Below are 25,283 nucleotides of genomic sequence, written 5' to 3'. Positions count from 1 at the left end.
AGAAAAAAGAGTTGAGATCGCGGCGGGAAAGGGTTACATATAACGCAAAAATGCGAGCTGAGTCGCAAAATGCTGTGAAATGACCCCGCAGGGCGTCACTAAAACCGCAGGACATCAGCAAGCGCAGGGAGCGAGTTAACCGCTTGTGATGTTTTTTACATTTAAATAACATTCATAAGGGGCAGAGTCGAGCGTCAACGGCTATAACTTAGTTACCCTGTCAGGTAAAAAGCGTTTCATTTTTTCAAACTAGGGATTTCATGTGGAAAGTATCCAACTTTCGGTAGTGCATCGCTTGCCGCAAAGTTATCGTTGGCTATCAGGTTTTACCGGCGTCAAGGTTGAACCGATTCCGCTCAGCGGAATAGACGAAGATAACAACCTGATTGGTCTGAAACTGCTCAGTCATGAGGGTGCTGACGCCTGGCAGGTGATGCAACAGCTTAAATTGTCGTTGCAGGAGATCCAGGTCGACTGCGCCATCGTAGAGTGGGAAGGGGAACCTTGCCTGTTTGTGCATCGCTGCGATGAAAGCGCCACCATGTGTCGGCTAAAAAACGTGGGTGCCGCTATTGCCGAGCCGATGAGCGCTCAATATCCTTTCTGAATCCCGTCGCTAATCCGCCAGCTGTAACAACTGCTGGGTATAAGCGGCGGCCGGTGAGTTAAAGACTGTCTGGCAGTCACCTTGTTCAACCACTTCCCCCTGTCGCAGCACAATCACCTGATGACACAGTGAACGCACCACCTGCAAATCATGGCTGATAAACAGATAGGCCAGCCGGTGGCGCTGTTGCAGTGATTTAAGCAGCGTCAGGATTTGCGCCTGTACCGATTTATCCAGTGACGAGGTCGGCTCATCGAGGATCAGCAACTGAGGTTGTAAAATCAGCGCACGTGCGATGGCGATGCGTTGGCGCTGACCGCCGGAAAACTCGGTAGGGTAACGGTGGCGCAGGGCGGGATCCAGCCCCACCTCCTGTAGTACTTCGATCACCCGCTGTTCTCGCTGCTCAGCGCTCAGTTTTTGGTGAACCTCCAGCCCCTCGGCGATGATTTGCAGCACATTGAGCCGGGGATTAAGCGCGGAGTAAGGGTCCTGAAACACAATCTGCATCTGGCTGCGGTATGGCAGCATCTGCTTCATGCTGAACTGGTGCAACGGCTGGCCTTTAAACCACATCGCCCCCCTGGCGCTAAGCAAGCGCAGTAACGCCAGCCCGGTGGTGCTCTTACCGGAGCCGGACTCGCCCACCAATCCGACGCTTTCCCCGGCCTTCAGCTCAAAGCTCAAATCTTTCAGCGCATAATGCTGACCCACGGTGCGGCGCAGTAAACCGCGCCTGATCGGGAAACTGACCTGCAGGTTTTCCACCTTCAGCAACGGGGCGGCGTCAGCAGGTAGCGGCAGCGGATCGCCTACGTTCTCTGCCGCCAGTAATTGTTGGGTATAGGGGTGTTGCGGCCGGCTAAACAGGTTGCTCCGGCTGCTTTGCTCAACGCATTGCCCCTGGCGCATGACCGCTACGTTATCCGCCAGGCGGCGTACAATATTCAGGTTATGGGTGATAAACAGCAGCCCCATGCCCATTTCTTGCTTCAGTTCTTTCAGCAACAGCAGAATTTGCGCCTGAATGGTGACATCGAGCGCCGTCGTGGGTTCATCGGCAATCAGTAGCTTGGGCTGGGTTAACACCGCCATGGCGATCATCACCCGCTGGCGTTCGCCGCCGGAGAGCTGGTGTGGGTAGTCTTTCAACCGGCCCTTGGCGTTACGAATACCTACGCGATCCAGACACTGAATAATCTCACTGCGTGCCGCGTCGCGCCGCATACCGCGATGCAGCGCCAGGACTTCCGCCAGCTGCTTCTCGATGGTATGCAAGGGATTGAGTGACACCATCGGCTCCTGGAAGATCATCGAAATCTGGTTGCCGCGCACCTTGCGCAGCTCAGCCTCAGGCGCATGCAGCAACGAATTGCCGTTGAACTGGATATCACCGCCGGTATAGACCACCGGTGGTGAAGGCAGCAGGCGCAACACCGACAGTGCAGTGACGCTTTTTCCCGAACCGGACTCGCCCACCAGTGCCAGCGTTTCTGCCTTTTCTATCTGCAGCGAAAGCCCACTGACGACCTGATTCAGTTGGTCACCCTGGCGGAAAGCAACGCCGAGATCCTGAATTGAAAGCAAAGGAGTGCTAGCCATATCAATGCGCCTTGCTGGGGTCAAAGGCGTCGCGTACCGCTTCGCCAATAAAAATAAGTAAAGACAGCAACACCGCCAACACCAGGAACGCGGTAATGCCAAGCCACGGCGCCTGCAGGTTGTTTTTGCCCTGCAGCAGCAGCTCGCCGAGCGACGGAGAACCGATCGGCAGGCCAAAGCCCAGGAAATCGAGGGAGGTCAGGGTGGTGATGGATCCGCACAGGATAAACGGCAAGAAGGTCAGCATCGCCACCATGGCATTGGGCAGCATATGCCGGTACATAATGACCCGGTCCTGCACCCCCATGGCACGTGCGGCGCGGATGTAATCGTAGTTACGGGTGCGCAGGAACTCGGCGCGTACCACGCCCACCAGGCTCATCCAGCCAAATAAAATGGTGATGCCGAGCAGCCACCAAAAATTGGGTTGTACGATGCTCGACAGCAGAATAATCAAAAACAGCGTCGGCATCCCTGACCACACTTCAATAAAGCGCTGGCCCCATAGATCCACGCGCCCGCCGTAGTAGCCCTGCATGGCGCCGGCGCAGACGCCAATCACGCTGGAAAACAGCGTTAGCGCCAGCCCGAACAGCATCGAAATACGAAAGCCGTACAGCACGCGGGCCAGCACGTCGCTGCCGTTACTGTCGGTACCTAATAAATTTTGCTGTGAAGGGGCCGAAGGGAAGGGCACCTCGGTGGCGAAGTTGATGGTGTTATAACTAAAGCGGATCGGTGGCCAAACTGCCCAGCCGTGGCTGTCGATCTGCTTTTTAACAAACGGATCCTGATAGTCGGTGGCGGTATTGAGCTCACCGCCGAAGGTGGTCTCGCTGTAGTCGATAATAAACGGCAGGTACAGGTGGCCCTCGTAGCGCACCAGTAGCGGCTTGTCGTTAGCGATCAGGTTGGCCCCCAGGCTGAGGATAAACAGCACCAGAAAAATCCACAGCGACCAATAGCCACGGCGGTTGCTGCAAAAACGTGCCCAACGAGCCTGATTAATCGGGCTTAAGCGATTCATTGGCGGGCCTCGAAATCAATGCGCGGATCGACCAGGGTATAGGTGATATCGCTAAGGATATTCAACAGCAGGCCAATCAGGGTGAAGATATACAGCGTGCCGAACATCACCGGGTAATCGCGCTGCAGGGTGGCGTCATAACCCAGCAAGCCCAGCCCGTTGAGCGAGAACATCACCTCGATCAGCAATGAGCCGGTGAAAAACATGCTGACAAAGGTCGCCGGAAAGCCGGCTATCACCAGCAGCATGGCGTTGCGGAACACGTGGCGGTAAAGGATCTTGTTCTCGTCCAGCCCTTTGGCACGTGCGGTGACCACATATTGTTTGCGGATCTCATCGAGGAATGAGTTTTTGGTCAGCATGGTCAGGGTGGCGAAGCCACCAATCACCGTCGCCAGCACCGGCAGCGTGATATGCCACAGGTAATCGGTGATTTTGCCATACCACGGCAGGGTATCGAAATTGCTGGAAACCAGACCGCGCAACGGGAACCAGTCGAGGTAGCTGCCACCGGCGAACAGCACAATCATCAAAATCGCGAACAGGAAGGCCGGAATGGCATAACCAATGATAATCAGAGTGCTGCTCCAGGTATCGAAGGCGCTGCCGTTATGCACCGCTTTGCGGATCCCCAACGGGATCGACACCAGGTAGATAATCAGCGTGCTCCACAGCCCCAGCGTGACTGATACCGGCAGACTATGACCCACCAGTTGCATCACCGATGCGCCACGGAACAGACTGTCACCGAAGTCGAGGCGCATGTAGTTCCACAACATGGTGAAATAGCGCTCATGCAGCGGTTTGTCGAAGCCATAGCGTTTGGTGATCTCGGCGATCACCTCGGGATCCAGCCCGCGTGAGCCACGGTATTGGCTATCTGTCGCACTGCCAACACCAATACGTGCGTGCCCCAGGCCTTCACCGGCACCGCCACCGCCGAAGCCGCTGCTCTGGCCCATTTCGATAGTGGCAATCGCCTGGTCGACCGGGCCACCGGGAGCGATCTGCACAATAAAAAAGTTAATGGTGATGATCGCCCACAGGGTGGGGATAATCAGCAACAGTCTGCGAATCAAATAAGCCGCCATCGCAAACCCCTTATTGTTGTTGAGCCGGCAAACGCGCCGCCTTGTTGACGTCAAACCACCAGTTATCGAAACCAATCACGTAGGCCGGACGGATCGACGGCGTAGAGAATTTGTCCCAGTAGGCATAGCGGTCGTGGTTGGAATACCACATCGGCAACATATACCTGTTCCAGGTCAGTACCCGATCAAGAGCGCGGCCCAGCGGCAGCAGGGCTTTTTCGTCGCCCTGATGCGCGGCGATCTGCCTGACCAGGCTATCGACGGCCGGATCGGTGACGCCGGGAGTATTCCAGCTGGAGTTAATGTATTTGGAGTCCCAGAGCGTCTCAAGACTTGAACCAGGGAAAGGCATTGCCATATAAACCGTCGGCATCATATCGAAATCGCCGTCGCGCATGCGCTTGGTGAATTGGGATATGTCGATTTCACGGATCTGCATATCAATGCCCAGTCGTTTCAGGTTGTGCTGAAACGGCAAGACGTACTGGAAGTTGCTGCCGCTCAGCAACATCAGTTCGAAGCTGAATGGCTGGCCGGTTTTACTGTTTACCAACTTTTGGTTTTTGACCTCCCAGCCGGCCTGTTTCAGCAACTGAGTCGCTTTCAGCAGATTTTGCCGATCGTTACCGCTGCCATCGGAGGACGGCGGCTGGTAGATACTGGTGAATACCTCCGCCGGTACCTTGCCCTTTAGTGGGCCCAGCAGCGCCAGTTCGGCCGCATCCGGGTAGCCGCTGGCTGCGTAGGGGGTGTTCTGGAAATAGCTATTGGTTCGTTGGTAGGCGTTGTAATACAGCGCCTTATTCATCCAGTCGAAATCGAAAGCCAGCGTGAGCGCTTCGCGCACCCGAGGATCGGCGAACAGAGGGCGCCGCATATTGAAGGCCATCCAGCGGGTATTTTGCGCCGACTGATTGGTTTCATCCTGTTTGATAATGTAATTGCGAGCGAAATTGCCGCCCTGGTACTGAGTCGCCCAGCTTTTTGGCGAACCTTCGATGCGGAAGTCATAGGCACCGGCCTTGAAGGCCTCCAGTGCCACTTTGTCGTCCAGATAGTAGTCGTAGCGGATGCTGTCGAAGTTAAAGCGGCCGCGGTTGACCGGCAGGTTGGCGGCCCAATAATCGCGTACCCGTTGATAGGTAATGTATTGGCCCAGTCGATAACTGGCGATCTTATAGGGGCCACTGCTCAGCGGTGGGGTGCTCAGTGGCTCGTTCAACTTGTGATCTTTCCAGAAGCTCTGCGGCAAAATGGGCAGGCTGAACAACCCGAGCAACTTGTCTTTATCCGGCTGTGGAAATTCAATGCGCACCGTCAGGCGTGAAATGGCCTTGACCGATATGCCCTTATACGCCACGCGAAACTGCGGTACGCCTTCGGTCATAAACTTGGTAAAGGTAAAGGCCACGTCGGCGGCGGTAATGGGCGTACCATCGTGGAAGCGGGCGCGCGCGTTAATATCCACTTCTACCCAGCGCATGTCGGCCGGGAAGCGGGCAGACTCGGCAATCAGTGGATAGTAGCTGCCGATTTCATCGTCTGAGGTGGTGAACAGGGTATCGTACAGCGCATCGGTACGCTCGCCGGGAACGCCACGTTGTGCATAGCGGTTAAAGTTATCGTAGGTGCCAATGGCTGCCAGGCGCACATCGCCGCCCTTTGGGGCCGCCGGGTTGACGTAGTCATAATGGCTGAAATCGGTGGCGTATTTCGGCTCACCGAGCTGGGCGAAAGCGTAACTTTCATTGAGGGTTTCGGCCTGCAGGCCAAAACTCAGTGCCGAGAGCACCAGGGCAGCAAAAACGCGCACGGACATCTTGACGGTAAGCTCCTGCTGTTAAGTCGATTAAATCTGGGTCAGCATAACATTTACTGCCGCGCCGCAGAGTAAAGAAGTTAAAAGATTCAGTCCGTTAGCGCCTGATGGTCCATGACCGTATGGGCGTTGCAGAAGGCGACAAAATTGTCGATGCTCAACGGTTTGCTGTAATAGTACCCCTGCATAAAATTAACGTCCTGTTCCTGCAGGAAGCTCACCTGTTCTGCGGTTTCCACGCCCTCCGCCACGGTTTGCATTTTGAGTTTTTTGGCCAGTGAAATGACCGCGTCCAGTACCGGGGCGGTGACCGTATCCCGGCCGATGGAGTTGACGAAACCGCGGTCTATTTTCAGATAGTCCATGCTAAAGCGTTGCAGATAGATCAGTGCGCTGTGGCCGGTACCGAAGTCATCGATGGCAATTTCAATGCCTTGTTTATGCAACCAGTCGAACTCCGCCAGCGCGTTGCCTTCCTCCACCATGCCGCGCTCGGTAATTTCAAATACCAACGTGAAGTAGTTGCCCGGCAATTGCGCCAGCAGTTCGTACACGTCCTGATGGAAAGAGGGCGCACTGAGATGAGAAGGGGAGATATTCAGACCGAGCTTGGCGCCCTGCGGCAGCGCCGTCGCCAGCCTGGGGGCGTCTTCGGCAATCAGGCGGAACAGGTGACGCGTCAGCGGCACTATCAGCCCTTCGCTTTCGGCGTAGGGAATAAACAGATCCGGCGGAATACGTCCTTCGATCGGGTGCTGCCAGCGGATCAGCGCTTCCAACCCACCGATGGTGCCGGTTTTGGTATGAAATACCGGTTGATACTCGATAAAGAACTCGTTGCGTTTGATGCCGCGCATCAGGGCGCGCTCCGGGCTTTGGCGCAGCAACAGCATGTAGTAGCACAGCACGCCGATCATTAAGGACAGCACCAGACTACCCAGCAGAGTCAGGCGGATATCGTTGGGCGTCAGTTTTTGGTTATAAAACATAATAATCATCGGGGTGCCGGCGATGGAAATGCGGTCGGCCTTTTCGTCCGGCAACTGGTTGACCGGCATCAGGTTCGGGCTAAAGCTGGTCAGGGCGCGATCGCTCAGAATAATGGCAATACCCGGCGCACGTTCGGGGCTGGTGCCAAACATCTGTTGGGGCATCAGGCCGATATCCAGCGTCGCCAGTATGCCGGTATCTTCCTTGCCTGCCTGACGCAGCCAAACCGCGAACGCCGGTTTTCCCGGCACCAGAGGCGTACCCTGCTGCAATTTGAGATCCAACCGCTGGCGTTGATCAATCTCCGGATAAATATTTTTCAGCGCCAACATCATGTCGCCGGTGGCGGAAGAGCAATAGGCAAAGCCGTTTTTCACCAACATAAAGGTACGCACGCCGGCATGAAAAGCCGCCTGATAGGTAATTTCCGGTTGGCTGCTGCTACAGGGTTGTTCGGTTAGCGGCATCAACCGCTGCATGATTTGAGTCAGGTTATTAAAGGTATCGAGGGTGAATTTCTGCGTACGTTGTTCTACCGCGCGTTGATATTGCGTGCGCTGGTGGTTAATCAGCGAAAGCGTAATCCCCATAAACAGGATAAAAAATACCAGGGCCACGACACTGCTTTTAACCAAACTGCGTCGTCTGTGTGAAACGTGGCGTGCAAAAGCCCTTTTCAAGCCCATAAACCTGCCCCCTGAACACGGCGTATCAATTTGTTTTTGTTATAGAGTGACTGCCTAATATATCGCAATGACGGTGTCTCAGTCATTATTCATCGTTTATCCAACGGCTGATAATCATTTAAATCCGGCATTATCACTGTTATCCCCATTTGACGATAATAGGTGAGTTTTTCCACGTCGGCGTAGTTTCCCGCCAATAATGACGTGAAATTAAGAGGGCCATGTTGAGAATACCGCGAACCGATAATGAGGGAAGGTTGCAAGGTGTTGCGCAGCGCAAAAAAAACGCTGCCCGGAGGCAGCGTTCTATCGCTCGTTTGGTCTTCAGGACAATCAAGGTTGCGCCGTCAGCTGCTGGTTAGCACCCGGCGGGCTTCGCGATAACGTTTATTCCAGTAGTTATCGCTCAGTTTCGAAATCATCACGCCGCTGCTGGTAGAGGCATGAACGAATTGATCGTTACCTAAATAGATGCCGACGTGGCGTCCGGTAGAACCGGCGCGGAACAGCACCAGATCGCCAGGACGCAGTTTGGTACGCAAGATTTTCTTGCCCATGTCTTCCTGTTCATAGGTTGAACGAGGTAAGTCCATGCCAAACTGTTCGCGGAAGGTGCGCTGTACAAACGCTGAGCAATCGATGCCGCGCTTGGTTTCACCGCCTAAACGGTAGCGAACGCCTTTCCAGTCTGCATACTGATCCATAATTTTTGACTTAACGTCAACGTTACGGACCATTGCTTCGAATTCATCCTGAGAGGCTTGCAGTAAAAGACCATCTTTGTCATTAACTGCACGCATCTCAGTTTGTGCGTTATTCAAGTTCGAAGTGTGAGTCGTGCTACATGCGGAGAGCATTACCGCTGCGGCAATTGCAGGTACTACCCGCAAAAAATATCTCAGAAACGGTTGAGATTTGACCATTGTTATTGTTTTCCCTTGAAGTCCTTAACGACGTCAGTCGCTACCTGAAAAATGCCAAACGGAACGAGACTAATCTGCAGCTGTTTCATCGACAATCAGTTACCGCCGAAAACGTGCTGGAACGCACATTTTTAGCTGATTTGATGCTGAGTCGAGTTAAACCAGGCACAAACGCATCCGAGATTACCGTAACGGATTGGGGATTGCGAGCCTTTTTCCAGCCTTTTATATATGAATTTGTGATGTAACATAATGTAAATCTTCATATAAAAAACGCTGATGGCCCGTTGTGTTGGTTTTGCGTGAAATTAGGTGACAGAAGCGTTAACGCGGTGATGTGGGAATAAACAGCAAGCGGCGAGGAAATTATCAGGAGGCCAGCGGCCTCCTGCAGGTCATAACTGTGGGTTATAGCTACGTTGGGCGGTGCTTGCCGGGCAGCATACGGTTCAGGCGCAGGATCAGCCTATCGCTGAGTGGGGTCATCAGGCACCAACTGGCACCGACCAGCACCACCGACAGCGAACCTACGGCGATATCCGTAAACCAGTGGGCGCCAATCATCACCCGCGGTAATGAAAACACCACGGTGATCAGCAGCGCGACGGCAAACGCGCGGCGGTTAAAGTAGCGCAGCATAAAACAGGAGAAAATCATCAGCATCATGCCATGGTCGCCAGGGAAACTGTCGCTGGAGGCGTCTTTGGTCGGAATGCCGGTCAGTTCACTGACACGGTTAACATTCTCAAAGCTCAGCGACGGGCTGGGGTGCTTGACCGGAAGCAGGTGCCCAAGCTGGTTCAGCACCACGCCGGTCAGCAGCATGACCACGCCGGTTACCAGTAAACGACGACGGCCGGCGGCGTCCTGTTGCAGATAAAAGCACAGGTACAGCAGCCCCATGGCAATCAGTGAAATCACGTCAAATGCCCGGTTATTGGTGATGGCCACCAGATGCAAAAAACCGGGGTCAGTCGCCAGATGACGATTAAAAAAGAAGAAAATCGATGAGTCCAGAGTAAACCAATAGCTGTGGTTAACCGGCAGGTACCAGGACAGAAACAGCACAATGCCCAATAAATTGAAGAAAATGATGAAGGGTAAATTGCGGCGAGTCATGGCATAACCTGTTTTAAGTCTAAAAATAAAAAGAGGCTAACGGTAAAGTTCTCAACTTAAACGAATGTTAAACAGCTTGGATTGCAGCGCGTTCCAATCCGCGTTCCCGCTGTGAATCAGTTCAATTCGGCTGTCCAGCGGCGCGACAGGACGCGTTTCGATATTGAGATCCTGCCCCTGACGGTTGATCAACAGAGTGCCTTCAGCAATGCGCACTACGCCTTTGGCGCGTTCGACCGGTGCCAGCCGTATCCACTCCATGATGCCAACGGTATCGAATACCGTGTCGGCGTCAAAGATCCAGCCACAGCTGGTAAATCCCTGGCCCTGATTGAGCGCTCGCCGCCAGCGCGAAGTTTCCGGCAGCCGCAATGCGGCCAAGCCCTGTGTTTTGCTGTGGCTATGATGATGCTGGGCATTCGGTAATTCTGTGCGATTCGTGCGAGGCAGGTCCAGCAAGGTGACATCCGCCTGGCCCTGTTGAATGTGATAAAGCGGCCGCTGCAGGGAGTCCTGCTGCGCCCATTGCTGCAGGGCCAGCAGATCCTGCGGCTGATAGGTGTCGCTTTTGCTGGCCAGAATAACGTCGGCCGCCGCCAGTTGATCGCGGAAGTTTTCGTTTTCTACATAGCGCGGTTCGCTGAGCTGACGTGCGTCCAACAGGCACAGGGTGGCCTGTAGATCGATCCAGCCGGCGTAGCTGTCCTGCATCAGCAATGACAGGATCTGTTTCGGGTGGCCCAGGCCGGTAGGTTCGATCAACAGACGGTCGGGTTTACTCTGTTGCAGCAGCATATTCAGCCCGACCTGCATCGGCAAGCCGTTCACACAACACATACAACCGCCAGGGATCTCCTTTAACACCGCACCGCTGTCTGCCAGCAATGCGCCATCAATACCAATTTCACCAAACTCGTTTACCAGCACTGCCCAACGCTCATGTTCCGGTTTGTTAGCCAGCAAGTGACGAATGGTGGTGGTTTTACCGCTGCCGAGAAAACCGGTGATCAGGTTAGTTTTGGTCATAAATTATTCCTGATGTTAATAATGTCTATTGGTCAATAAATAAGCAACCCTGCTTTGCCTTAGCACTTGAGGTTGCTCAACCTGCGTCAGGTCACAAATTTTGCAGGTTAAGATGCGGCATTTAATCGGACAAATCCACGCCAAACGGTCAGAAAATTCTTATATAAAACCATGAATTAACCAGGGTGGTGATCTTTAGTAGCTTGTTTTCCTTTGTTAATTGCCAGATTAACCGCCAAATAATTCCCCTGACCTTGCGATTATTCTTAAGAAAATCCTCTATGGTTAAATTGGCTTAACAAAAAATGAGGTTGCCATGAATGTCTTCCGGTTATTTTTGATCGCAGGAATGTTGTTTTCATGGACGGCAGCAAGCTATGCAGGAACCACTGGCGGGGTAATTCGTTTTGTTGGCTCTATTGTGGAAAGCCCCTGTACGGTGAACATCGCTGATTCAACGGCCAATACCCAATGTTACCGTAATGGGCGGCACTATCAAGACCAACAGACGCTGTCAAAATTTGATGCTACACGCAAAGAATTGCCACTGAATTTAGGTTCGACCGAGATGAAGTGGGTAGATCAGCAGAAAAAACTTGCAGTAATGACGGTAGTTTATCGTTAAGTCGTTCGGCCATGCCGGACATCCGGCATGGCCATTTTCCCCCTGGCCTTTCAAGTCAGGGTCTGGTTTAACCGGGTATCAAGCCAACTGAGTCGAAACCCAATTCTGCACCGTTTGGCGCGCCCCGCGATCGCGCAGGGAAATATAGGCGCGGGTAACCGCCGCCACAAACGCCTCATTTGCCGGCAGTTGTTCACCAAAAACGGCTTTCAACGCCAACAGGGCTTTTACGCGTTGTTCATCGTCCGGCGTTGCGGCCACCGTCTGTTGCAGCGTTGTCAGCAGCGGATCGCGGATATCAATCGGCTGACCGGCATCATCCACGCCGCCGACATAGCGCATCCAGGCTGCCACACCCAGCGCCAAACCGGCATAGCTGCCGCCATGCTGCAGATGCCAACGAACCGAATCCAGCATCCGCTGTGGCAATTTTTGTGTGCCATCCATGGCGATTTGCCAGGTGCGATGTTGCAGCGCCGGATTGCTGTAGCGTTCAATCAACTGCGCGGCATAGGCGGCCAGATCGATACCGCTGACGCTGAGCGTCGGTGCCTGCTCGGCCAGCATCAGGTGGTGTGCCGCTTGGCGATAAGACTCGTCGGCCATACAGTCGTTTATATACTGATACCCCCCCAGATAACCCAGGTAGGCCAGGAAGGAATGACTGCCGTTCAGCATACGCAGCTTCATTTGTTCAAAAGGCAGTACGTCATTTACCAACTGCGCACCGGCCAGTTCCCAGGCCGGACGGCCTGCGACAAAATTATCTTCCACCACCCATTGGATAAAGGGCTCGCAGGCGATGGCGCATTCATCACGTACGCCGCCCAATGCGGCAGCCACTTCATCGAGCGTTTCCGCGGTGGCGGCTGGAACAATGCGGTCGACCATAGTACTGGGGAAACTGACCTTCTGGGCAATCCAATCTGCCAGGGCACCGTCACGCGCCTGCGCCAGGCCGATGATGGCGTTGCGCAGTACATGGCCGTTTTCGGGAATATTATCGCAAGAGAGCAGGGTAAAGGCGGGCAGACCGCGTTCCAGGCGCAGGCGCAGGGCTTCGACCAGAATGCCGGGTACCGTAATGGGTTGCGCGGGGTTGGCAAGATCGGCGCGGATCCCCTGGTGTTGCAGATCCAGTTTCCCGCTACCGGGTTCGATGCAGTAGCCTTTTTCGGTGATGGTCATTGAGACGATGGCTACCTGCGGTTCCGCCAGTTTTTCCAGCACGGCACCGATCCCTTCCAGTTTGCGGTGTACGCTTTCATGCACGGCCCCGATCACTATCGCCTGATCCCCATCAGCGCCTTTTTCCAGCACGCTATAAAGATGGTCTTGCTGACGCAGCGTCTGGAACAGAATGTCGCCACCGAACAGGCTGATCTCACAAATCCCCCAGTCCCCCCCCTGGCGGTTCAATACCCGGTCGGTCAGCAGTGCCTGATGGGCGCGGTGAAAGGCCCCGAATCCAATGTGCACCATGCGGCTTTGTAATGTGCTGCGGTCATAGCGCGGTTGCTGGACGGCGTCGGGAAGCGGTGAGTTGGCGATAGTCTTCATGCATGGCTCCAAGCTGGGTAAAAGGTGCTGGCCGGGAACTTTTAAAAAGTTAGCAGACCAGTTTTGCGAATAGAAAACGGCACGGCGCTTACCTTTTTCGCATCAGTTCTCTGCCGCCAGTGTAAGGCTGGAAGGGGGCTAATAATATTGCCAAACCCAAAATAAGCCAGAACCGTGAAGTGGATCAACCAATCAGGGTTTCGCTTTTGACAGTCAGGTGCGAAAGAGTAAGGTGAAAGATAACCGATATCTATTTAAATTTGGTATAACAAGATTGTCGAAACGGTGCAATCTTGATCACCACCACAATACTGGGCGATTTTTACAAGGATAAATAATGGAACAAACATGGCGTTGGTATGGGCCGAACGATCCTGTCTCTCTTGACGATGTGCGCCAGGCCGGCGCCACTGGCGTAGTCACCGCCTTGCACCATATCCCGAATGGCGAGGTGTGGCCGATCGAAGAGATCAAGGCTCGTCAGGCGTTGTTGGCGGAGAAAGGGTTGGTGTGGTCGGTGGTGGAAAGCATCCCGGTACATGAAGAGATCAAAACCCACAGCGGTAATTACCAACAGCACATCGCCCATTACCAGCAATCGTTGCGTAACCTGGCGGCCTGCGGTATCGACACCGTGTGCTACAACTTTATGCCGATCCTCGACTGGACGCGTACCGATCTGGAGTATTTGCTGCCCGACGGGTCAAAGGCGTTACGTTTTGATCAAATCGCCTTTGCGGCCTTTGATTTGCATATTTTGCAACGTGCAGGGGCAGAGCAGGATTACACGCAGGAAGAGCAACAGCAGGCCGCCGCGCGCTTTGCTGCCATGAGCGAGGCGGATATCGCCAAATTGACCGGTAATATCATCGCCGGGCTGCCGGGGGCTGAAGAGGGGTATACGCTTGATCAGTTCCGCGCCCGTCTGGCTGAGTACGACGCCATCGACAAGGCGCAACTGCGTGAGAATATGGCGGTGTTTCTGCGCGCCATTGTGCCGGTAGCGGAAGAGGTCGGCGTGCGGCTGGCGGTACATCCGGACGATCCACCACGGCCGCTCCTGGGTCTGCCACGCATTGTTTCGACCATTGAGGATATGCAGTGGTTCAAGCAGACGGTCGACAGCCTGCATAACGGTTTCACCATGTGTACCGGCTCCTATGGGGTACGTGAGGATAACGATCTGGTGCGGATGATTGAAACCTTCGGCGATCGCATCCATTTCACCCATCTGCGCGCAACCTGCCGTGAAGATAACCCAAAAAGTTTCCATGAGGGCGCGCACCTGCAAGGTGATGTCGACATGGTGGCGGTGATTGAGGCGATCCTCAGCGAGGAGCAGCGCCGTCATCAGGCGGGTGATACCCGGCCGATACCAATGCGTCCCGATCATGGGCATCAGATGCTGGATGACTTGAAGAAAAAAACCAATCCGGGTTATTCGGCAATTGGTCGTTTGAAAGGGCTGGCGGAACTGCGCGGTGTCGAGCTGGCGCTCAAACGCCGTTTCTTCCCTGAATTGCCGTAGCGTTAAAATCAACAGGGGCCATAATCGGCCCCTGAATTTGATGACAAAGTTGTCTTTGAATCCGAGATACCCGGGCCTAGCGCACCGAGGGGCGCTCCGGCGGGCAAGCCGCTACGACCCCTTCGGCACGCTCTCCCTAATAACGGGCTTTGTCAGCAGTCTGAAGGGCCATAATTTCAACTAGTCGGCGCGGCTCATATAGCGGCGTTCGGCAATATGAATGCGGATTTTGTCACCGGCGCTGAGGTATTCCGGCACCTGAATGGTCAGGCCGGTCGCCATGGTAGCCGGCTTGTTACGGGCACTGGCGGAGGCACCTTTGATGCCCGGCGCGGTGTCGACAATTTCCATATCCACGGTTTGTGGCAATTCCAGCGCCAGCACCTGGCCTTCCAGCGTCAGCACCTGCATGCCTGGCAGACCGGCTTCAGGAATGAACAGCAGTTCGTCTTCGATCTGGTCTTTCTTGAAGATGTAAGGGGTGTAATCCTCGTCATCCATAAACACGTATTCTTCGCCGTCGATGTAAGAGAAATTCACCTTACGGCGGGACAGGCTAATGGTGTCCAGAATATCGTCGCCCTTGAAACGCTCTTCTACCTTCAGCCCGGTGCGGACGTCAGAGAAACGCATTTTGTATAAGGTGCTGGCACCGCGTGCGCTTGGGCTTTGTACATCAATGTCTCTCACCAGCAGCAGTTTGCCGTTGTAGCTGATCGCCATGCCACGCTTAATTTCGTTAGCCTTTGCCATATAAAATAACCTGCAATAAAGAGTTTTTGGGAAGTTGCGACAAGTTACTCGCGCCGATGATTTCAGGCAAGCAGATCAAGTAAAAACAGTGGCGGAAAAAGGGATGGCGAGCGCCATCCCCTGCGGTATTACTTGAAGACCGGCAACAGACCCAGCAATGCCAGCACGTGTGCGACGGCGTTGATCACCCCGAACAGAATGATAAACAGGATCATCCCCCGGCCACCGGGAGCGCGATATTGCGCCTGGGCAAAGCGACGGCGACTGGCGCGTGCCATCATGGCCGGTACGATCACCGCCCACACGGTGGCCGCCAGCCCGGCGAAGCCGATGGCGTACAGGAAGCCGTTCGGGAACAGCAGGGCGGCTATGGTCGGTGGTGCAAAGGTCACCAACGCGGTTTTACTGCGTCCGGTGGTGTCATCACTGAATTTGAAGAAGTCAGCCAAATAATCAAACAGGCCCAGCGAAACCCCGAGGAACGAACTGGCCAGTGCCATATAAGAGAAGGCGTTCAGCAGTTGGCCAACGGTCTGGCTGCTGGAAACGTTGCCCATTTGTTTCAGCAGGCTGCCGATATTGCCGCCTTCGGCAATCACCTGGCGGAAGGCATCGCGGGCGATATTGCCCTGAATCACATACTGCCACAGGATATAGATCGCCAGCGCCAGCAGCGTGCCGTATACCAGGCTGCGCACCACGGCACCGCTGTCCTTGTGATAATACTTCACCAGTCCCGGCACATTGCCGTGATAGCCGAACGAGGTCAGCAGATAAGGCAGCGCCGCCAGGGCGTAAGGCAGATAGCTGGCCTGGCTGTCGCCCCGGTTGAACAGCACTGCCGGTTGCACATGAGTGAACATATCGCCCACCGACATCACAAAGGTGATCACCATACCGCCGATCAAAATGGTGCTCAGACGATCGACCGCGCGGGTGGACAACCAAACTATAAACGCCACCACGATGGCAAACACCAGCCCGGCGGTGGTCTGCCCGACGCCGACGATGCCTTCCAGCGTGTGGGCGATAATTGAGCCACCGGCGGAAATATAGGCATAGGTCAGAATGTACAGCACAAAGGCGATGGAAATGCCGTTAATGGCGTTCCAGCTTTTACCCAGCAGATCCTTGACGATGGTATTGAAGCTGGCACCGCTTGGGTAATGCAGTGCAGCTTCGAGGATCATCAGGCCAGAGATCAGCATACAGGCCCAGGTATAAATCAGCAGCGCGACCGAGCCGCTGAACCACACGCCAGAAGTCACAATAGGAATGGAGAACATACCGGCGCCGACGGCGGTGCCTGCAATGATCATCGCGCCGCCAAGGACCGAAGGGCGGGAAAGCTTCTGGATAGTGTCCGCGGACATTTTTGCTCCTGAGTGGCCATGGCGGCCGTAAGTTCTTTTGTACTAGCTCAATGGTACAGGTGCGGTCGACGCATGTAAAGCCGTGAAGGTGCTTGTTTCATGCATTAATCGGTGTGAATAGGGCGATTTGAGGCGTGTTTTAGCCCGGCATGAATGCAAACGTTTAGCGGTTATAAGGGCGCGATGTAAAGATTGTTGGGCAAACCCGGATTCTGCTGGCGGCGGATGAGCGCTACTGATATTGTCGCGCTTCACTTCTGCCAGCCCACCGAGAGACTCGCTGATGGACTGCCGTGCCGACTGTGGCGCCTGTTGTATTGCGCCTTCAATATCCAGCCCGATCCCCGGCATGCCCAATGGCAAGCCTGCCAATACCCGCTGCATTCATCTGAGCGAGCAGCTACGCTGTGGTTTGTTTCACTCGCCATTGCGGCCCAAAGTCTGTGGCAGCCTGCAGGCCAGCCGCGAAATGTGCCACGACCACCGTGACGACGCGCTAATCTATTTGGCCAAGCTGGAAGCGGATACGGCACCCTAAGCCGGTTTTACGCGTCTTTAAGCTTCCACAAGCACAGCACTGCGCCAACAACCATCGCCAGAGCGGAATAAAACACCGCGTGATAATTCCAGACTTCCGCCACTACGCCAGCGATGGAACCGGCTAAAATCCAACCCACGCGAGTGGTGTTGGTAAACAGGGTGGTTGCGGCACCGGCCTGTCCAGGCATCAAATCCTGAAAATAGAGCATACCGATCCCCGCCAGTACGCCGATAAACGCCGCGTTAAGCAGTTGCAGGGCGATCAGTGGCCAGGTGCCGGTGATAAACAGCAGACCGAAGTAAAACAGCAGGCCCGCCACCACCGCCCAACGCATTAAAAAGCGCTTGCCGAAGCGTTTCGCCACCATGCCGGCAAGCAGCATGGTCGGTATCTCCAGCCCGGCCGCCGTACCCATTAATATCCCGGCCAGCCTTTCCGGCAGATGCAGCTCATGCACCATATACAGCGGCATATTGATCAGATACATGCTGTTGGCCGTCCACATAAAGGTGCAGGCCATAAACAGCAGCAGCGTATCGCGACGGTTGTGTCGTGGGGCCTCCAGTGTGGTGCTGGCCGCCATCGGTGTTTTGCGCATCGAGGGCAGCATTTTCCACACCAGCACGCCACACAGGATGAACGCCGCCGCGGCGGCCAGATACATCACTTTAAAACCGAACCCCAGGGCCAGTGCAAAGGCGATGGGCGGCCCTATGACCCAGGCGAGGGAAACCTGCGCCCGCAGGATTGAACTGAACATGACGGCTTCGCGACCGGTGCGATCGGCATGTTCGCGCGCCAGGGCGAACATCTGCGGGTTAGCGGTGGAACCGAAGCTGGTCAACATCACGCCGACCGCCAGTAACAGGTAATAATTGCGGTTCCAGGCGAACAGCACGCAGCCCAGCGCGCCCAGCATGCAGCAGAGGAAAATCAGCGTTTTGCGATCGCCTTTTTGATCCGAACGGCGAGCGAGAAACTGGCTGACCAGAATGCCAATCACCGCGCTACCGGTGAAAAACAGCCCAACCATCGAGGGGCGCACCTTCACTTCCGTCGCCAGAAACAGGCTCAACGTAGGGGTCTGTAGCGCCCCGGCAATACCGGTGAGAAACGCCACCACTAAAAAAGCCAGTGAAGTGAGGTCGGGCGAGCGTCGCGTTGCCGCAGATGATGTAGACATAGAGGTCAGAAAATAGCCGTCAATGAGGGATCCGGCGCATAATACGCCCATTTATTTGTAAAAAAAAGAAATGAACCGAAACCGGTTTCATTCCTTTTACTGGTAAAGTTTTTTTCCGGTATAAGGGCATAAAAAAGGGCGATGTCACCATCGCCCCGGTATTACGCTATAACCCGTTACGCGCCGGCAGGCACGTCGTGCGCGGTGTTTTTCAGCACTTCACCCTGATACTTCTCGATCTGCAACTGGGCCATCTGGCCACAGTTCCCCTGCGCCAGGCTGGAGGAGCCGACGTCGAAGGTCAGGCAGTTGACGTTGCCGTTCTTGCACAGCGAGCCAGGTTGTGACGGATCGGCCGGATCGAACCACGCCCCTTCGCTGATCCGTACCACGCCAGGGCGCACGTCTTCACTGACGACTGCACCGACCAGGATCTGGCCGCGATCGTTAAAGGCGCGCACCAGATCGCCGCTGGCGATATCGCGTGACTTGGCGTCCTGCGGATGGATCACAATCGCTTCCCGATCGGCTACCGCATACTTTTTACGCAGCGGCGTATTGTCGAGCTGCGAGTGCAGACGGTTGATCGGGTGCGCGGTGTTCAGCGACAGCGGATATTTAACCGCCTCCGGCCCGCGATACCATTCATGCGGCGGCATCCAGGTCGGAATGCCCGGGCAATCCTGATACTTCATTTTGGCAATGGCGTCGGAGTAGATCTCGATCTTACCGGATGGCGTACCCAACGGATTGAGCAGCGGGTTTTCGCGATAGTCGGCGAAACGTACCCATTGGGTATTGGCCTCGGGCACCGGGAAACGCACATAGTTGTTGGATGCCCAGAACATATCGAACGGCGGCAGGGCCACCCGGGCGGCGCGCGCCTGGGTTTTCATGTCGTCGTACATGCCTTTGAGCCACTGAGTCTCATCTTTGCCTTCGGTAAAGGCATCCTGCACACCCAGCTTGGCCGCCATGGCCGCGAAGATATCGAAATCGCTGCGCGACTCATGCTGCGGCTCCACGCACTGATGCATTGGGAACACATACAGTTGCGAGTAGTCGCCGCCCATTTCCAGATCGTTACGTTCATAGCTGGTGGTGGCCGGCAGCACGATATCGGCGTGTTTGGCGGTGGCGGTCCAGTAAGGTTCGTTCACCACGATGGTGTCCGGCCGTTGCCAGGCCTTGACCAGATTGTTGGTGTCCTGGTGCTGGTGGAAGGTGTTGCCACCGGCCACATACACCATTTTCACTTCGGGGTAGGTGACCTGTGTGCCGTTGAAATTAATGGTCTTGCCCGGATTGCTCAGACATTCGGCGATGCGTGCCACCGGGATCGGAGCCGGTGAGTTCTTCGGCGCATTACCGGCAGAAATACCGGAAATGATGCCGCCTTTCGCCGTCGGGCTACCGCCGGAAGAGTAGTGATAGCTGAAGCCGAAGCCGCCGCCCGGCAGGCCAATTTGGCCGAGCATCGCCGCCACGGTGACCAACAGCCAGTGCTGCTGCTCGCCATGATGCTGACGTTGAATACCCCAACCGCCCATGATCATGGTGCGATTTTTCGCCATGTCGCGTGCCAGTTGGCGCAATACGTCGGCATCGACGCCGCAAACGTCAGCGGCCCATTCGGCAGTTTTCGGCGTGCCATCTGTTTCGCCCAGCAGATAAGCCTGGAACTTGTCGAAGCCGGCGGTGTAGGTTTTCAGGAAGTCCGGGTTATGCAGTTTCTCTGTCAGCAGCGTGTGAGCGATGCCGATCAACATGGCGCCATCGGTATAAGGGCGTGGAGCGATCCACTGCGCATCGATAAATTTGGCGCTGTCGTTATGCACCGGGTCGATGCTGATCACGCGGGTGCCTTTCTTCTTCAGCGCCTCAAAGCCGGTCTGGCCGTAGTGGTCCGGCACGTTCCAACTGTTTTTTAGCGTGATCATCGGGTTACAGCCCCACAATACCACCAGTTGGCTGTTTTCGATCACGTTCGGCCAAGCGGTTTGCTGCTCGTAAACCTCCATGGAGCCGACCACGTGTGACATGATCACCTGTGCGGCACCGGTGGAATAGTCACCGGCATAACCGAGGAAGCCACCGGTCAGGTTCATCAGGCGTTGCAGCAGCGTGCGGCTGTTATGCAGCATGCCGACGCTTTTCCAGCCATAGGAACCGGCATAGATTGACTGCGGGCCGTGATCTTTTTGCAGACGGGTGATCTCGCCACAAACCAGTTCAATCGCCTTGTCCCAGCTGACGCGTACCCATTCGTCGCGGCCGCGCAGCTCGGTATGGCTGCCGGGGCCGCCTTCCAGCCAGCTTTTACGCACCATCGGATATTTGATGCGGTTTTCGGCATGTACCTGGTAGGGCGCCATGGTGATCAGTTCGTTCGGGTAAGGATCGTCCTTGACCGGCTGCACGCCGACCATTTTGCCGTCCTGCACTATGGCTTCAAAAGCGCCCCAGTGTGCGCCGGTCAGAATGCCTTTTTGCGCCTGACGCAGCACCACAAATTGCGGCAGCGCCTGGCTGATGGCCTGCGCCAGCGCTGACTTGGGCCACAGGCCTGCCAGCAACGGGGCGGCGGCCAATGCGGTAGCACCGGTCAGGAAGCGGCGGCGGCTCATTTTTAACGCTTGTTGTTGATATTTGCTCATTTCGCTTCTCCCTTAAAGCTTGGCAGGTTTGGTTGGCTGCATGTCACTGGCGTGTTTCTGCACGTATTGTGTCAGAACGCGCAGTTGTTCCTGCGTCAGCGAGGTGCGTGGAGCCATGCCTTTAATTACGCCGATCCACTGGTTGGCGTTGAAGCGATCTAGGGCGGTCAGGCCGTGACAGCCGGTGCAGTTGGCCGACATCATATCTGCGGTGTAACGCCAGATTTTTTGCTGATCGTCGATCAGTTGTTTGCGCGGCAGCCAGACCTGCAGGGAAACCTGGTGCCACACCAGGCCGGTTTCGGCATCGGTCATGGTGGTGCCGGTTTTCAGCAGTTTGCGAGCGTCTTCACCCAGCAGCACGCTAAGGATACGTTTGCCCTGTGCGGCATAGAACACTTCACTGACGCCGTCCTGCTGCCAGCCGGTGACGTTGGCCAGCACCTTGTCGCCTTCCTGTTTCACCACCTGAACTTCGGTGGATGGCATCAGGTTGCCGGCGTTGTGGCTGTCGTCCGGTTTCAGGAAGAAGGGTTCAGTGGCAATGGTGTACAGCGTGGTGGCGGTAGGTGAGGTTTCAGCCGCGGCCTTCGCCAGTTCGGCTGCACCGGCCTGGGCGGCACCGCTCATGTCCGGCAGAATGTGCGCGACTCCTTTATGGCAATCGATACAGGTTTCGCCCTGCTTGATAGCCACCGGATGCTGAATGCGTGCTTCAGGCCGTTGGGCGGTGATGTCCATGGCATCAAAGCTGTGGCATGAACGGCAGGTGGCGGAATCGCTTTCTTTCAGCGTTTTCCAGACCGACTGGGCCATGGCCAGCTTATGCGCCTCATATTTTTCTGGCGTATCGATAGTGCCCACCATCTCGCCATAAATATCTTTTACCGCGCGGATCTTGGTCCACAGGTAATCGAGCGGTTCGTGTGGGACGTGGCAGTCAGCGCATTCAGCGCGGATGCCCTTGGTATTCTGGAAGTGAATGCTGCCCTGATATTCGGCCAGCGGTTGTTGCATGGTATGACAGGACACACAGAAGGCGGTGTCGCTGGTTTTGTGGAATACCGTGGCGGTACCCGCCAATAATGCTGCTCCGAGGATAATCCCCAACAGCAAAAGCCACAGCCATCCCCAGCGGTGCTTTCTTATCAAGCCAGTGAATTTATTGGTCATATTGAACCCACTTATAATTATGAAATACCAAGGAAAACCTTGCCAAAAAAAGTGCCGGCCGAGCGCCGACATACTTGAGGAAGTATAGGTAACATTAGCAATGACATCTAATACTATAGGGTTATTTTTAGCAGAAAAATGGCCATTTGAGGGATTTTACAGCGTTATATTCTGGGTTATATAACGTATTTTTTATGTGTCTTTATCAGCCCATGATTCAGATCACGGACAGAAATAAAAAATACTGAACGAAAAGGCTATTTCGTCGGCTGGTAGGCCTGGCCTGTTTGCCAGAGGTTAATGGCGTTACGGCTGGCTTCGAAGTGGGGTTCCGGTAACTTATTCGGAGAGCACCAACGCCATTCTGCACATTTTTCCGGTTCTTTGAGTTCTGGGGTGCCACCGGGATGCTGCGTCAATAAACAGACGGATATTGTATGCTTTCCCTCGGCGCGCCAGGTTTGCAGATTATTGCTGATGCCGATAAAAGTGGGTGGGGCGATGGTCAGCCCGGTTTCTTCGGCAATCTCACGCTGAGCGCACTGTTCAAAGGTTTCACCGGCATCCAGATGCCCGCCGGGAATCGACCAGAAAGGCGCGTGCTGACCGCAGCGTTTTCCCAGTAATATTTCCCCTTGTGCATTTACGATGATCACCCCTACGCCCGCCACTACAGTCATGCTTGTCTCCGTCAGCAAAATTTCAGCTTAGTATGTCATTTTAGCGCCGCGACGGATAACCCTTCGGGAAAAGTGTGCGTGAGGTCAAAAATCTATCACATCAATTTTGAGAAAACTTGCTTTCAGCCGGTGCTGCTCACACACTCCTTGAAACGTTTCAGCGTTATGGGCGCGATGATTCCGTACCGATAACGCTCCTTTTTCCCAATAAAGCTGAAACGATTCAATTCAGCAGGAGAGGAAAATCATGTTCCAGTTGTCACCGCAAGATATTCACCTGGGCGCAACTGCCGGCAGCAAGCAGGCAGCCATCCAGCAGGTTGCCGCCGCACTGACCGAAGCCGGCTGCGTCAGCGCCGCCTACGTGGACGGCATGCTGCAGCGCGAGCTGCAAACCTCCACCTATTTGGGTAACGGCATCGCCATCCCGCACGGCACTACCGATACCCGTGAACTGGTGCTGAATACCGGCGTACAGGTATTCCAGTTCCCGCAGGGCATTGAGTGGGGCGAAGGCCAAACCGCCTTTGTGGTGATCGGCATTGCCGCCCGCTCCGACGAACACCTTGCGCTGTTACGCCAGCTGACACACGTGCTGAGCGACGACAGCGTAGCCGAACAGTTGGCGAAAACCACCTCGACAGAAGAGCTGCGCAGCCTGCTGATGGGCGAAAAGCTGACGGCAGAATTCAAATTTGACGCTTCTCTGATCGCGCTCGATGTGGCCGCCGACAGCCTGATGACGCTGCAGGCACTGAATGCCGGCCGTTTGCAGAAGATCGGTGCGGTCAACGCCCAGTTCGTCAGCGACGTCATTACCCGCAAGCCGCTGAATTTGGGGCAGGGTATTTGGCTGAGCGACAGCACCGAAGGCAATCTGACCAGCGCGGCCACTCTGAGCCGTCCGGTGCAGGCGTTTGACGAAGACGGCGAGAAAGTTGCGCTGCTGCTGACGCTGTCGGTGGCTGACCAGCAACCGCTGGCGGTGCTGAACTACCTGAGTGACCTGCTGTTGGCAAATAAAGCTGAACGCTTGCTGAACGCCGATGCCATCACCGTGCTGGCATTGCTGACCAGTGAGGTCGAAGAAGAAAATACCACCCTGAGTGCCGAGTACGTCATTCGTAACGAACACGGCCTGCATGCCCGTCCGGGTACGGCGCTGGTCAACGTAATCAAGAAGTTCGAGAGCGAAATTACCGTCACCAATCTGGATGGCAGTGGCAAACCGGCCAACGGACGCAGCCTGATGAAGGTCGTGGCGTTGGGCGTAAAAAAAGGACATCACCTGCGCTTTACCGCCAAGGGTGAAGATGCTGAAACGGCGCTGAAGGCGATCGGTGAGGCCATTAACGAAGGACTGGGCGAGGGCGCAGCATGAGCAGAAGAGTAGCAACAATTACCCTGAATCCGGCTTACGATCTGGTGGGTTTTTGCCCGGAGATCGAGCGCGGTGAAGTTAATCTGGTCAAAACCGCCGGTCTGCACGCCGCCGGAAAAGGCATTAACGTCGCCAAGGTGCTGAAAGATTTGGGCATTGATGTCACTGTGGGCGGTTTCCTGGGCAAAGATAACCAGGATGGCTTCCAGCTGCTGTTCAGCGATCTGGGCATTGCCAACCGCTTCCAGGTGGTACCGGGCCGCACCCGCATTAACGTCAAGCTGACGGAAAAAGACGGTGAAGTGACAGATTTCAACTTCTCCGGCTTTGAGGTGAGTGGTCAGGATTGGGAACGTTTCGTGACCGACTCCCTGAGCTGGCTCGGCCAGTTCGATATGGTGGCAGTGAGCGGCAGTCTGCCGGCCGGGGTTGATCCCGATGCCTTTACCGACTGGATGATCCGCCTGCGCGCTCAGTGCCCGTGCATCATTTTCGACAGCAGCCGTGAAGCCCTGGTTGCCGGCTTGAAAGCCGCGCCATGGTTGGTGAAACCCAATCGTCGCGAGCTGGAAATCTGGGCCGGTCGTCCATTGCCACAGTTGGCTGACGTGGTTGAGGCCGCACATGCGCTGCGCGATCAGGGCATTGCTCACGTGGTGATTTCTCTCGGTGCCGAAGGGGCGCTGTGGGTCAATGCTTCCGGCGCCTGGATCGCCAAGCCACCGGCCTGCGAAGTGGTCAGTACCGTCGGTGCCGGCGACTCGATGGTCGGCGGCCTGATTTATGGCCTGCTGATGCGTGAATCCAGTGAACATACTTTGCGTTTGGCTACCGCCGTAGCTGCGCTGGCCGTCAGCCAGAGCAACGTTGGCGTGACCGACCGTCCACAGTTGGCCGCGATGATGGCGCGTGTCGACCTGAAACCTTTTAATCAATAGC

General features: G+C 55.3%; 21 protein-coding genes. 6 read left to right on the top strand and 15 right to left on the bottom strand.

Annotation, left to right across the window (positions count from 1 at the left end):
* Nucleotides 1-262: 262 nt before the first annotated feature.
* Nucleotides 263-607 carry a YejG family protein gene (locus ACNT1W_RS18650; protein WP_012145966.1) on the top strand — a complete coding sequence of 115 codons (345 nt, stop codon included), beginning with the start codon at nucleotides 263-265 and terminating at the stop codon, nucleotides 605-607.
* Between the two features lie 9 nt (nucleotides 608-616).
* On the opposite strand, the gene yejF is transcribed toward ACNT1W_RS18650, so the two are convergent.
* The 8 genes from yejF to ACNT1W_RS18610 all read right to left on the bottom strand — a co-directional run bounded on the left by yejF (nucleotide 617) and on the right by ACNT1W_RS18610 (nucleotide 10,890).
* A complete protein-coding gene (gene yejF / locus ACNT1W_RS18645) occupies nucleotides 617-2,209 on the bottom strand; it encodes a microcin C ABC transporter ATP-binding protein YejF (protein ID WP_129939563.1) in 1,593 nt (530 codons plus the stop codon).
* 1 nt (nucleotide 2,210) lies between these two features.
* Nucleotides 2,211-3,236 carry an ABC transporter permease gene (locus ACNT1W_RS18640; RefSeq protein ID WP_419245998.1) on the bottom strand — a complete coding sequence of 342 codons (1,026 nt, stop codon included), beginning with the start codon at nucleotides 3,234-3,236 and terminating at the stop codon, nucleotides 2,211-2,213.
* Nucleotides 3,233-4,327, bottom strand: coding sequence for a microcin C ABC transporter permease YejB (locus ACNT1W_RS18635; protein WP_012145963.1), 1,095 nt, complete (start codon nucleotides 4,325-4,327; stop codon nucleotides 3,233-3,235). The genes ACNT1W_RS18640 and ACNT1W_RS18635 overlap by 4 nt, the downstream gene beginning before the upstream one ends.
* Nucleotides 4,328-4,337: 10 nt before the next feature.
* The gene (locus ACNT1W_RS18630; RefSeq protein WP_012145962.1) at nucleotides 4,338-6,146 is read right to left on the bottom strand and encodes an extracellular solute-binding protein; all 1,809 of its coding nucleotides are present in this window, start codon (nucleotides 6,144-6,146) and stop codon (nucleotides 4,338-4,340) included.
* 89 nt (nucleotides 6,147-6,235) lie between these two features.
* Complete coding sequence (locus ACNT1W_RS18625; protein WP_419245997.1) at nucleotides 6,236-7,822, bottom strand: cyclic di-GMP phosphodiesterase; 1,587 nt, start codon at nucleotides 7,820-7,822, stop codon at nucleotides 6,236-6,238.
* A 347-nt stretch (nucleotides 7,823-8,169) separates the two neighbouring features.
* Nucleotides 8,170-8,745 carry a bifunctional murein DD-endopeptidase/murein LD-carboxypeptidase gene (gene mepS, locus ACNT1W_RS18620; protein ID WP_012145960.1) on the bottom strand — a complete coding sequence of 192 codons (576 nt, stop codon included), beginning with the start codon at nucleotides 8,743-8,745 and terminating at the stop codon, nucleotides 8,170-8,172.
* Nucleotides 8,746-9,159: 414 nt separating this feature from the next.
* Nucleotides 9,160-9,864, bottom strand: a complete 705-nt coding sequence (locus tag ACNT1W_RS18615) for a phosphatase PAP2 family protein (RefSeq protein ID WP_419245996.1) — start codon at nucleotides 9,862-9,864, stop codon at nucleotides 9,160-9,162.
* 51 nt (nucleotides 9,865-9,915) lie between these two features.
* A complete protein-coding gene (locus ACNT1W_RS18610; protein ID WP_261131687.1) occupies nucleotides 9,916-10,890 on the bottom strand; it encodes a CobW family GTP-binding protein in 975 nt (324 codons plus the stop codon).
* Nucleotides 10,891-11,206: 316 nt separating this feature from the next.
* On the opposite strand from ACNT1W_RS18610, the gene ACNT1W_RS18605 reads away from it, so the two are divergent.
* Complete coding sequence (locus ACNT1W_RS18605) at nucleotides 11,207-11,515, top strand: type 1 fimbrial protein (protein ID WP_017893444.1); 309 nt, start codon at nucleotides 11,207-11,209, stop codon at nucleotides 11,513-11,515.
* A 78-nt stretch (nucleotides 11,516-11,593) separates the two neighbouring features.
* Here ACNT1W_RS18605 and ACNT1W_RS18600 read toward each other — a convergent pair whose 3' ends face one another.
* The gene (locus ACNT1W_RS18600; protein ID WP_419245995.1) at nucleotides 11,594-13,075 is read right to left on the bottom strand and encodes a mannitol dehydrogenase family protein; all 1,482 of its coding nucleotides are present in this window, start codon (nucleotides 13,073-13,075) and stop codon (nucleotides 11,594-11,596) included.
* 337 nt (nucleotides 13,076-13,412) lie between these two features.
* Between ACNT1W_RS18600 and uxuA the strand changes: the two genes are divergently transcribed.
* Entirely contained in the window at nucleotides 13,413-14,603 is a 1,191-nt protein-coding gene (uxuA, locus tag ACNT1W_RS18595; protein ID WP_112364100.1) for a mannonate dehydratase, read from the top strand.
* A 180-nt stretch (nucleotides 14,604-14,783) separates the two neighbouring features.
* On the opposite strand, the gene yeiP is transcribed toward uxuA, so the two are convergent.
* Nucleotides 14,784-15,356, bottom strand: coding sequence for an elongation factor P-like protein YeiP (gene yeiP / locus ACNT1W_RS18590; protein ID WP_012145953.1), 573 nt, complete (start codon nucleotides 15,354-15,356; stop codon nucleotides 14,784-14,786).
* Nucleotides 15,357-15,484: 128 nt separating this feature from the next.
* Complete coding sequence (gene mtr, locus ACNT1W_RS18585; RefSeq protein ID WP_017893441.1) at nucleotides 15,485-16,729, bottom strand: tryptophan permease; 1,245 nt, start codon at nucleotides 16,727-16,729, stop codon at nucleotides 15,485-15,487.
* 283 nt (nucleotides 16,730-17,012) lie between these two features.
* Between mtr and ACNT1W_RS18580 the strand changes: the two genes are divergently transcribed.
* Nucleotides 17,013-17,267 carry a YkgJ family cysteine cluster protein gene (locus ACNT1W_RS18580; protein WP_017893440.1) on the top strand — a complete coding sequence of 85 codons (255 nt, stop codon included), beginning with the start codon at nucleotides 17,013-17,015 and terminating at the stop codon, nucleotides 17,265-17,267.
* A gap of 7 nt (nucleotides 17,268-17,274) precedes the next feature.
* Here the strand turns inward: ACNT1W_RS18580 and setB are convergent, their stop codons facing one another.
* The 4 genes from setB to ACNT1W_RS18560 form a co-directional block, all read right to left on the bottom strand.
* Nucleotides 17,275-18,453, bottom strand: a complete 1,179-nt coding sequence (setB, locus tag ACNT1W_RS18575; RefSeq protein WP_419245994.1) for a sugar efflux transporter SetB — start codon at nucleotides 18,451-18,453, stop codon at nucleotides 17,275-17,277.
* 176 nt (nucleotides 18,454-18,629) lie between these two features.
* On the bottom strand, nucleotides 18,630-21,110 hold the full coding sequence (gene torA / locus ACNT1W_RS18570) for a trimethylamine-N-oxide reductase TorA (protein ID WP_419245993.1): 2,481 nt from the start codon (nucleotides 21,108-21,110) through the stop codon (nucleotides 18,630-18,632).
* Nucleotides 21,111-21,122: 12 nt separating this feature from the next.
* Nucleotides 21,123-22,283 carry a NapC/NirT family cytochrome c gene (locus ACNT1W_RS18565; RefSeq protein ID WP_218216805.1) on the bottom strand — a complete coding sequence of 387 codons (1,161 nt, stop codon included), beginning with the start codon at nucleotides 22,281-22,283 and terminating at the stop codon, nucleotides 21,123-21,125.
* Between the two features lie 257 nt (nucleotides 22,284-22,540).
* Nucleotides 22,541-22,963 carry a nucleotide triphosphate diphosphatase NUDT15 gene (locus tag ACNT1W_RS18560; RefSeq protein WP_012145947.1) on the bottom strand — a complete coding sequence of 141 codons (423 nt, stop codon included), beginning with the start codon at nucleotides 22,961-22,963 and terminating at the stop codon, nucleotides 22,541-22,543.
* A 247-nt stretch (nucleotides 22,964-23,210) separates the two neighbouring features.
* Between ACNT1W_RS18560 and fruB the strand changes: the two genes are divergently transcribed.
* Entirely contained in the window at nucleotides 23,211-24,344 is a 1,134-nt protein-coding gene (gene fruB / locus ACNT1W_RS18555) for a fused PTS fructose transporter subunit IIA/HPr protein (protein WP_017893436.1), read from the top strand.
* A complete protein-coding gene (gene fruK / locus ACNT1W_RS18550; RefSeq protein WP_012145945.1) occupies nucleotides 24,341-25,282 on the top strand; it encodes a 1-phosphofructokinase in 942 nt (313 codons plus the stop codon). Before fruB ends, fruK begins: the two co-directional genes overlap by 4 nt.
* Nucleotide 25,283: the final 1 nt, after the last annotated feature.

It is taken from the genome of Serratia sp. NFX21 (genome assembly GCF_048517035.1).
In the GTDB taxonomy this organism is placed as follows: Bacteria; Pseudomonadota; Gammaproteobacteria; order Enterobacterales; family Enterobacteriaceae; genus Serratia; species Serratia quinivorans.
This window is presented reverse-complemented; position numbering and strand designations above follow the sequence as displayed.

Excerpts from the sequence above, each read along its gene's own strand:
- ACNT1W_RS18610 (WP_261131687.1), bottom strand. The coding sequence starts at position 10,890 with ATGACCAAAACTAACCTGATCACCGGTTTTCTCGGCAGCGGTAAAACC.
- ACNT1W_RS18560 (WP_012145947.1), bottom strand. The coding sequence starts at position 22,963 with ATGACTGTAGTGGCGGGCGTAGGGGTGATCATCGTAAATGCACAAGGG.
- ACNT1W_RS18635 (WP_012145963.1), bottom strand. The coding sequence starts at position 4,327 with ATGGCGGCTTATTTGATTCGCAGACTGTTGCTGATTATCCCCACCCTG.
- ACNT1W_RS18630 (WP_012145962.1), bottom strand. The coding sequence starts at position 6,146 with ATGTCCGTGCGCGTTTTTGCTGCCCTGGTGCTCTCGGCACTGAGTTTT.
- yeiP (WP_012145953.1), bottom strand. The coding sequence starts at position 15,356 with ATGGCAAAGGCTAACGAAATTAAGCGTGGCATGGCGATCAGCTACAAC.
- ACNT1W_RS18615 (WP_419245996.1), bottom strand. The coding sequence starts at position 9,864 with ATGACTCGCCGCAATTTACCCTTCATCATTTTCTTCAATTTATTGGGC.
- yejF (WP_129939563.1), bottom strand. The coding sequence starts at position 2,209 with ATGGCTAGCACTCCTTTGCTTTCAATTCAGGATCTCGGCGTTGCTTTC.
- ACNT1W_RS18640 (WP_419245998.1), bottom strand. The coding sequence starts at position 3,236 with ATGAATCGCTTAAGCCCGATTAATCAGGCTCGTTGGGCACGTTTTTGC.
- ACNT1W_RS18625 (WP_419245997.1), bottom strand. The coding sequence starts at position 7,822 with ATGGGCTTGAAAAGGGCTTTTGCACGCCACGTTTCACACAGACGACGC.
- setB (WP_419245994.1), bottom strand. The coding sequence starts at position 18,453 with ATGTCTACATCATCTGCGGCAACGCGACGCTCGCCCGACCTCACTTCA.
- ACNT1W_RS18605 (WP_017893444.1), top strand. The coding sequence starts at position 11,207 with ATGAATGTCTTCCGGTTATTTTTGATCGCAGGAATGTTGTTTTCATGG.
- ACNT1W_RS18600 (WP_419245995.1), bottom strand. The coding sequence starts at position 13,075 with ATGAAGACTATCGCCAACTCACCGCTTCCCGACGCCGTCCAGCAACCG.
- ACNT1W_RS18580 (WP_017893440.1), top strand. The coding sequence starts at position 17,013 with ATGGACTGCCGTGCCGACTGTGGCGCCTGTTGTATTGCGCCTTCAATA.
- ACNT1W_RS18565 (WP_218216805.1), bottom strand. The coding sequence starts at position 22,283 with ATGACCAATAAATTCACTGGCTTGATAAGAAAGCACCGCTGGGGATGG.
- torA (WP_419245993.1), bottom strand. The coding sequence starts at position 21,110 with ATGAGCAAATATCAACAACAAGCGTTAAAAATGAGCCGCCGCCGCTTC.
- fruB (WP_017893436.1), top strand. The coding sequence starts at position 23,211 with ATGTTCCAGTTGTCACCGCAAGATATTCACCTGGGCGCAACTGCCGGC.
- mtr (WP_017893441.1), bottom strand. The coding sequence starts at position 16,729 with ATGTCCGCGGACACTATCCAGAAGCTTTCCCGCCCTTCGGTCCTTGGC.
- uxuA (WP_112364100.1), top strand. The coding sequence starts at position 13,413 with ATGGAACAAACATGGCGTTGGTATGGGCCGAACGATCCTGTCTCTCTT.
- mepS (WP_012145960.1), bottom strand. The coding sequence starts at position 8,745 with ATGGTCAAATCTCAACCGTTTCTGAGATATTTTTTGCGGGTAGTACCT.
- fruK (WP_012145945.1), top strand. The coding sequence starts at position 24,341 with ATGAGCAGAAGAGTAGCAACAATTACCCTGAATCCGGCTTACGATCTG.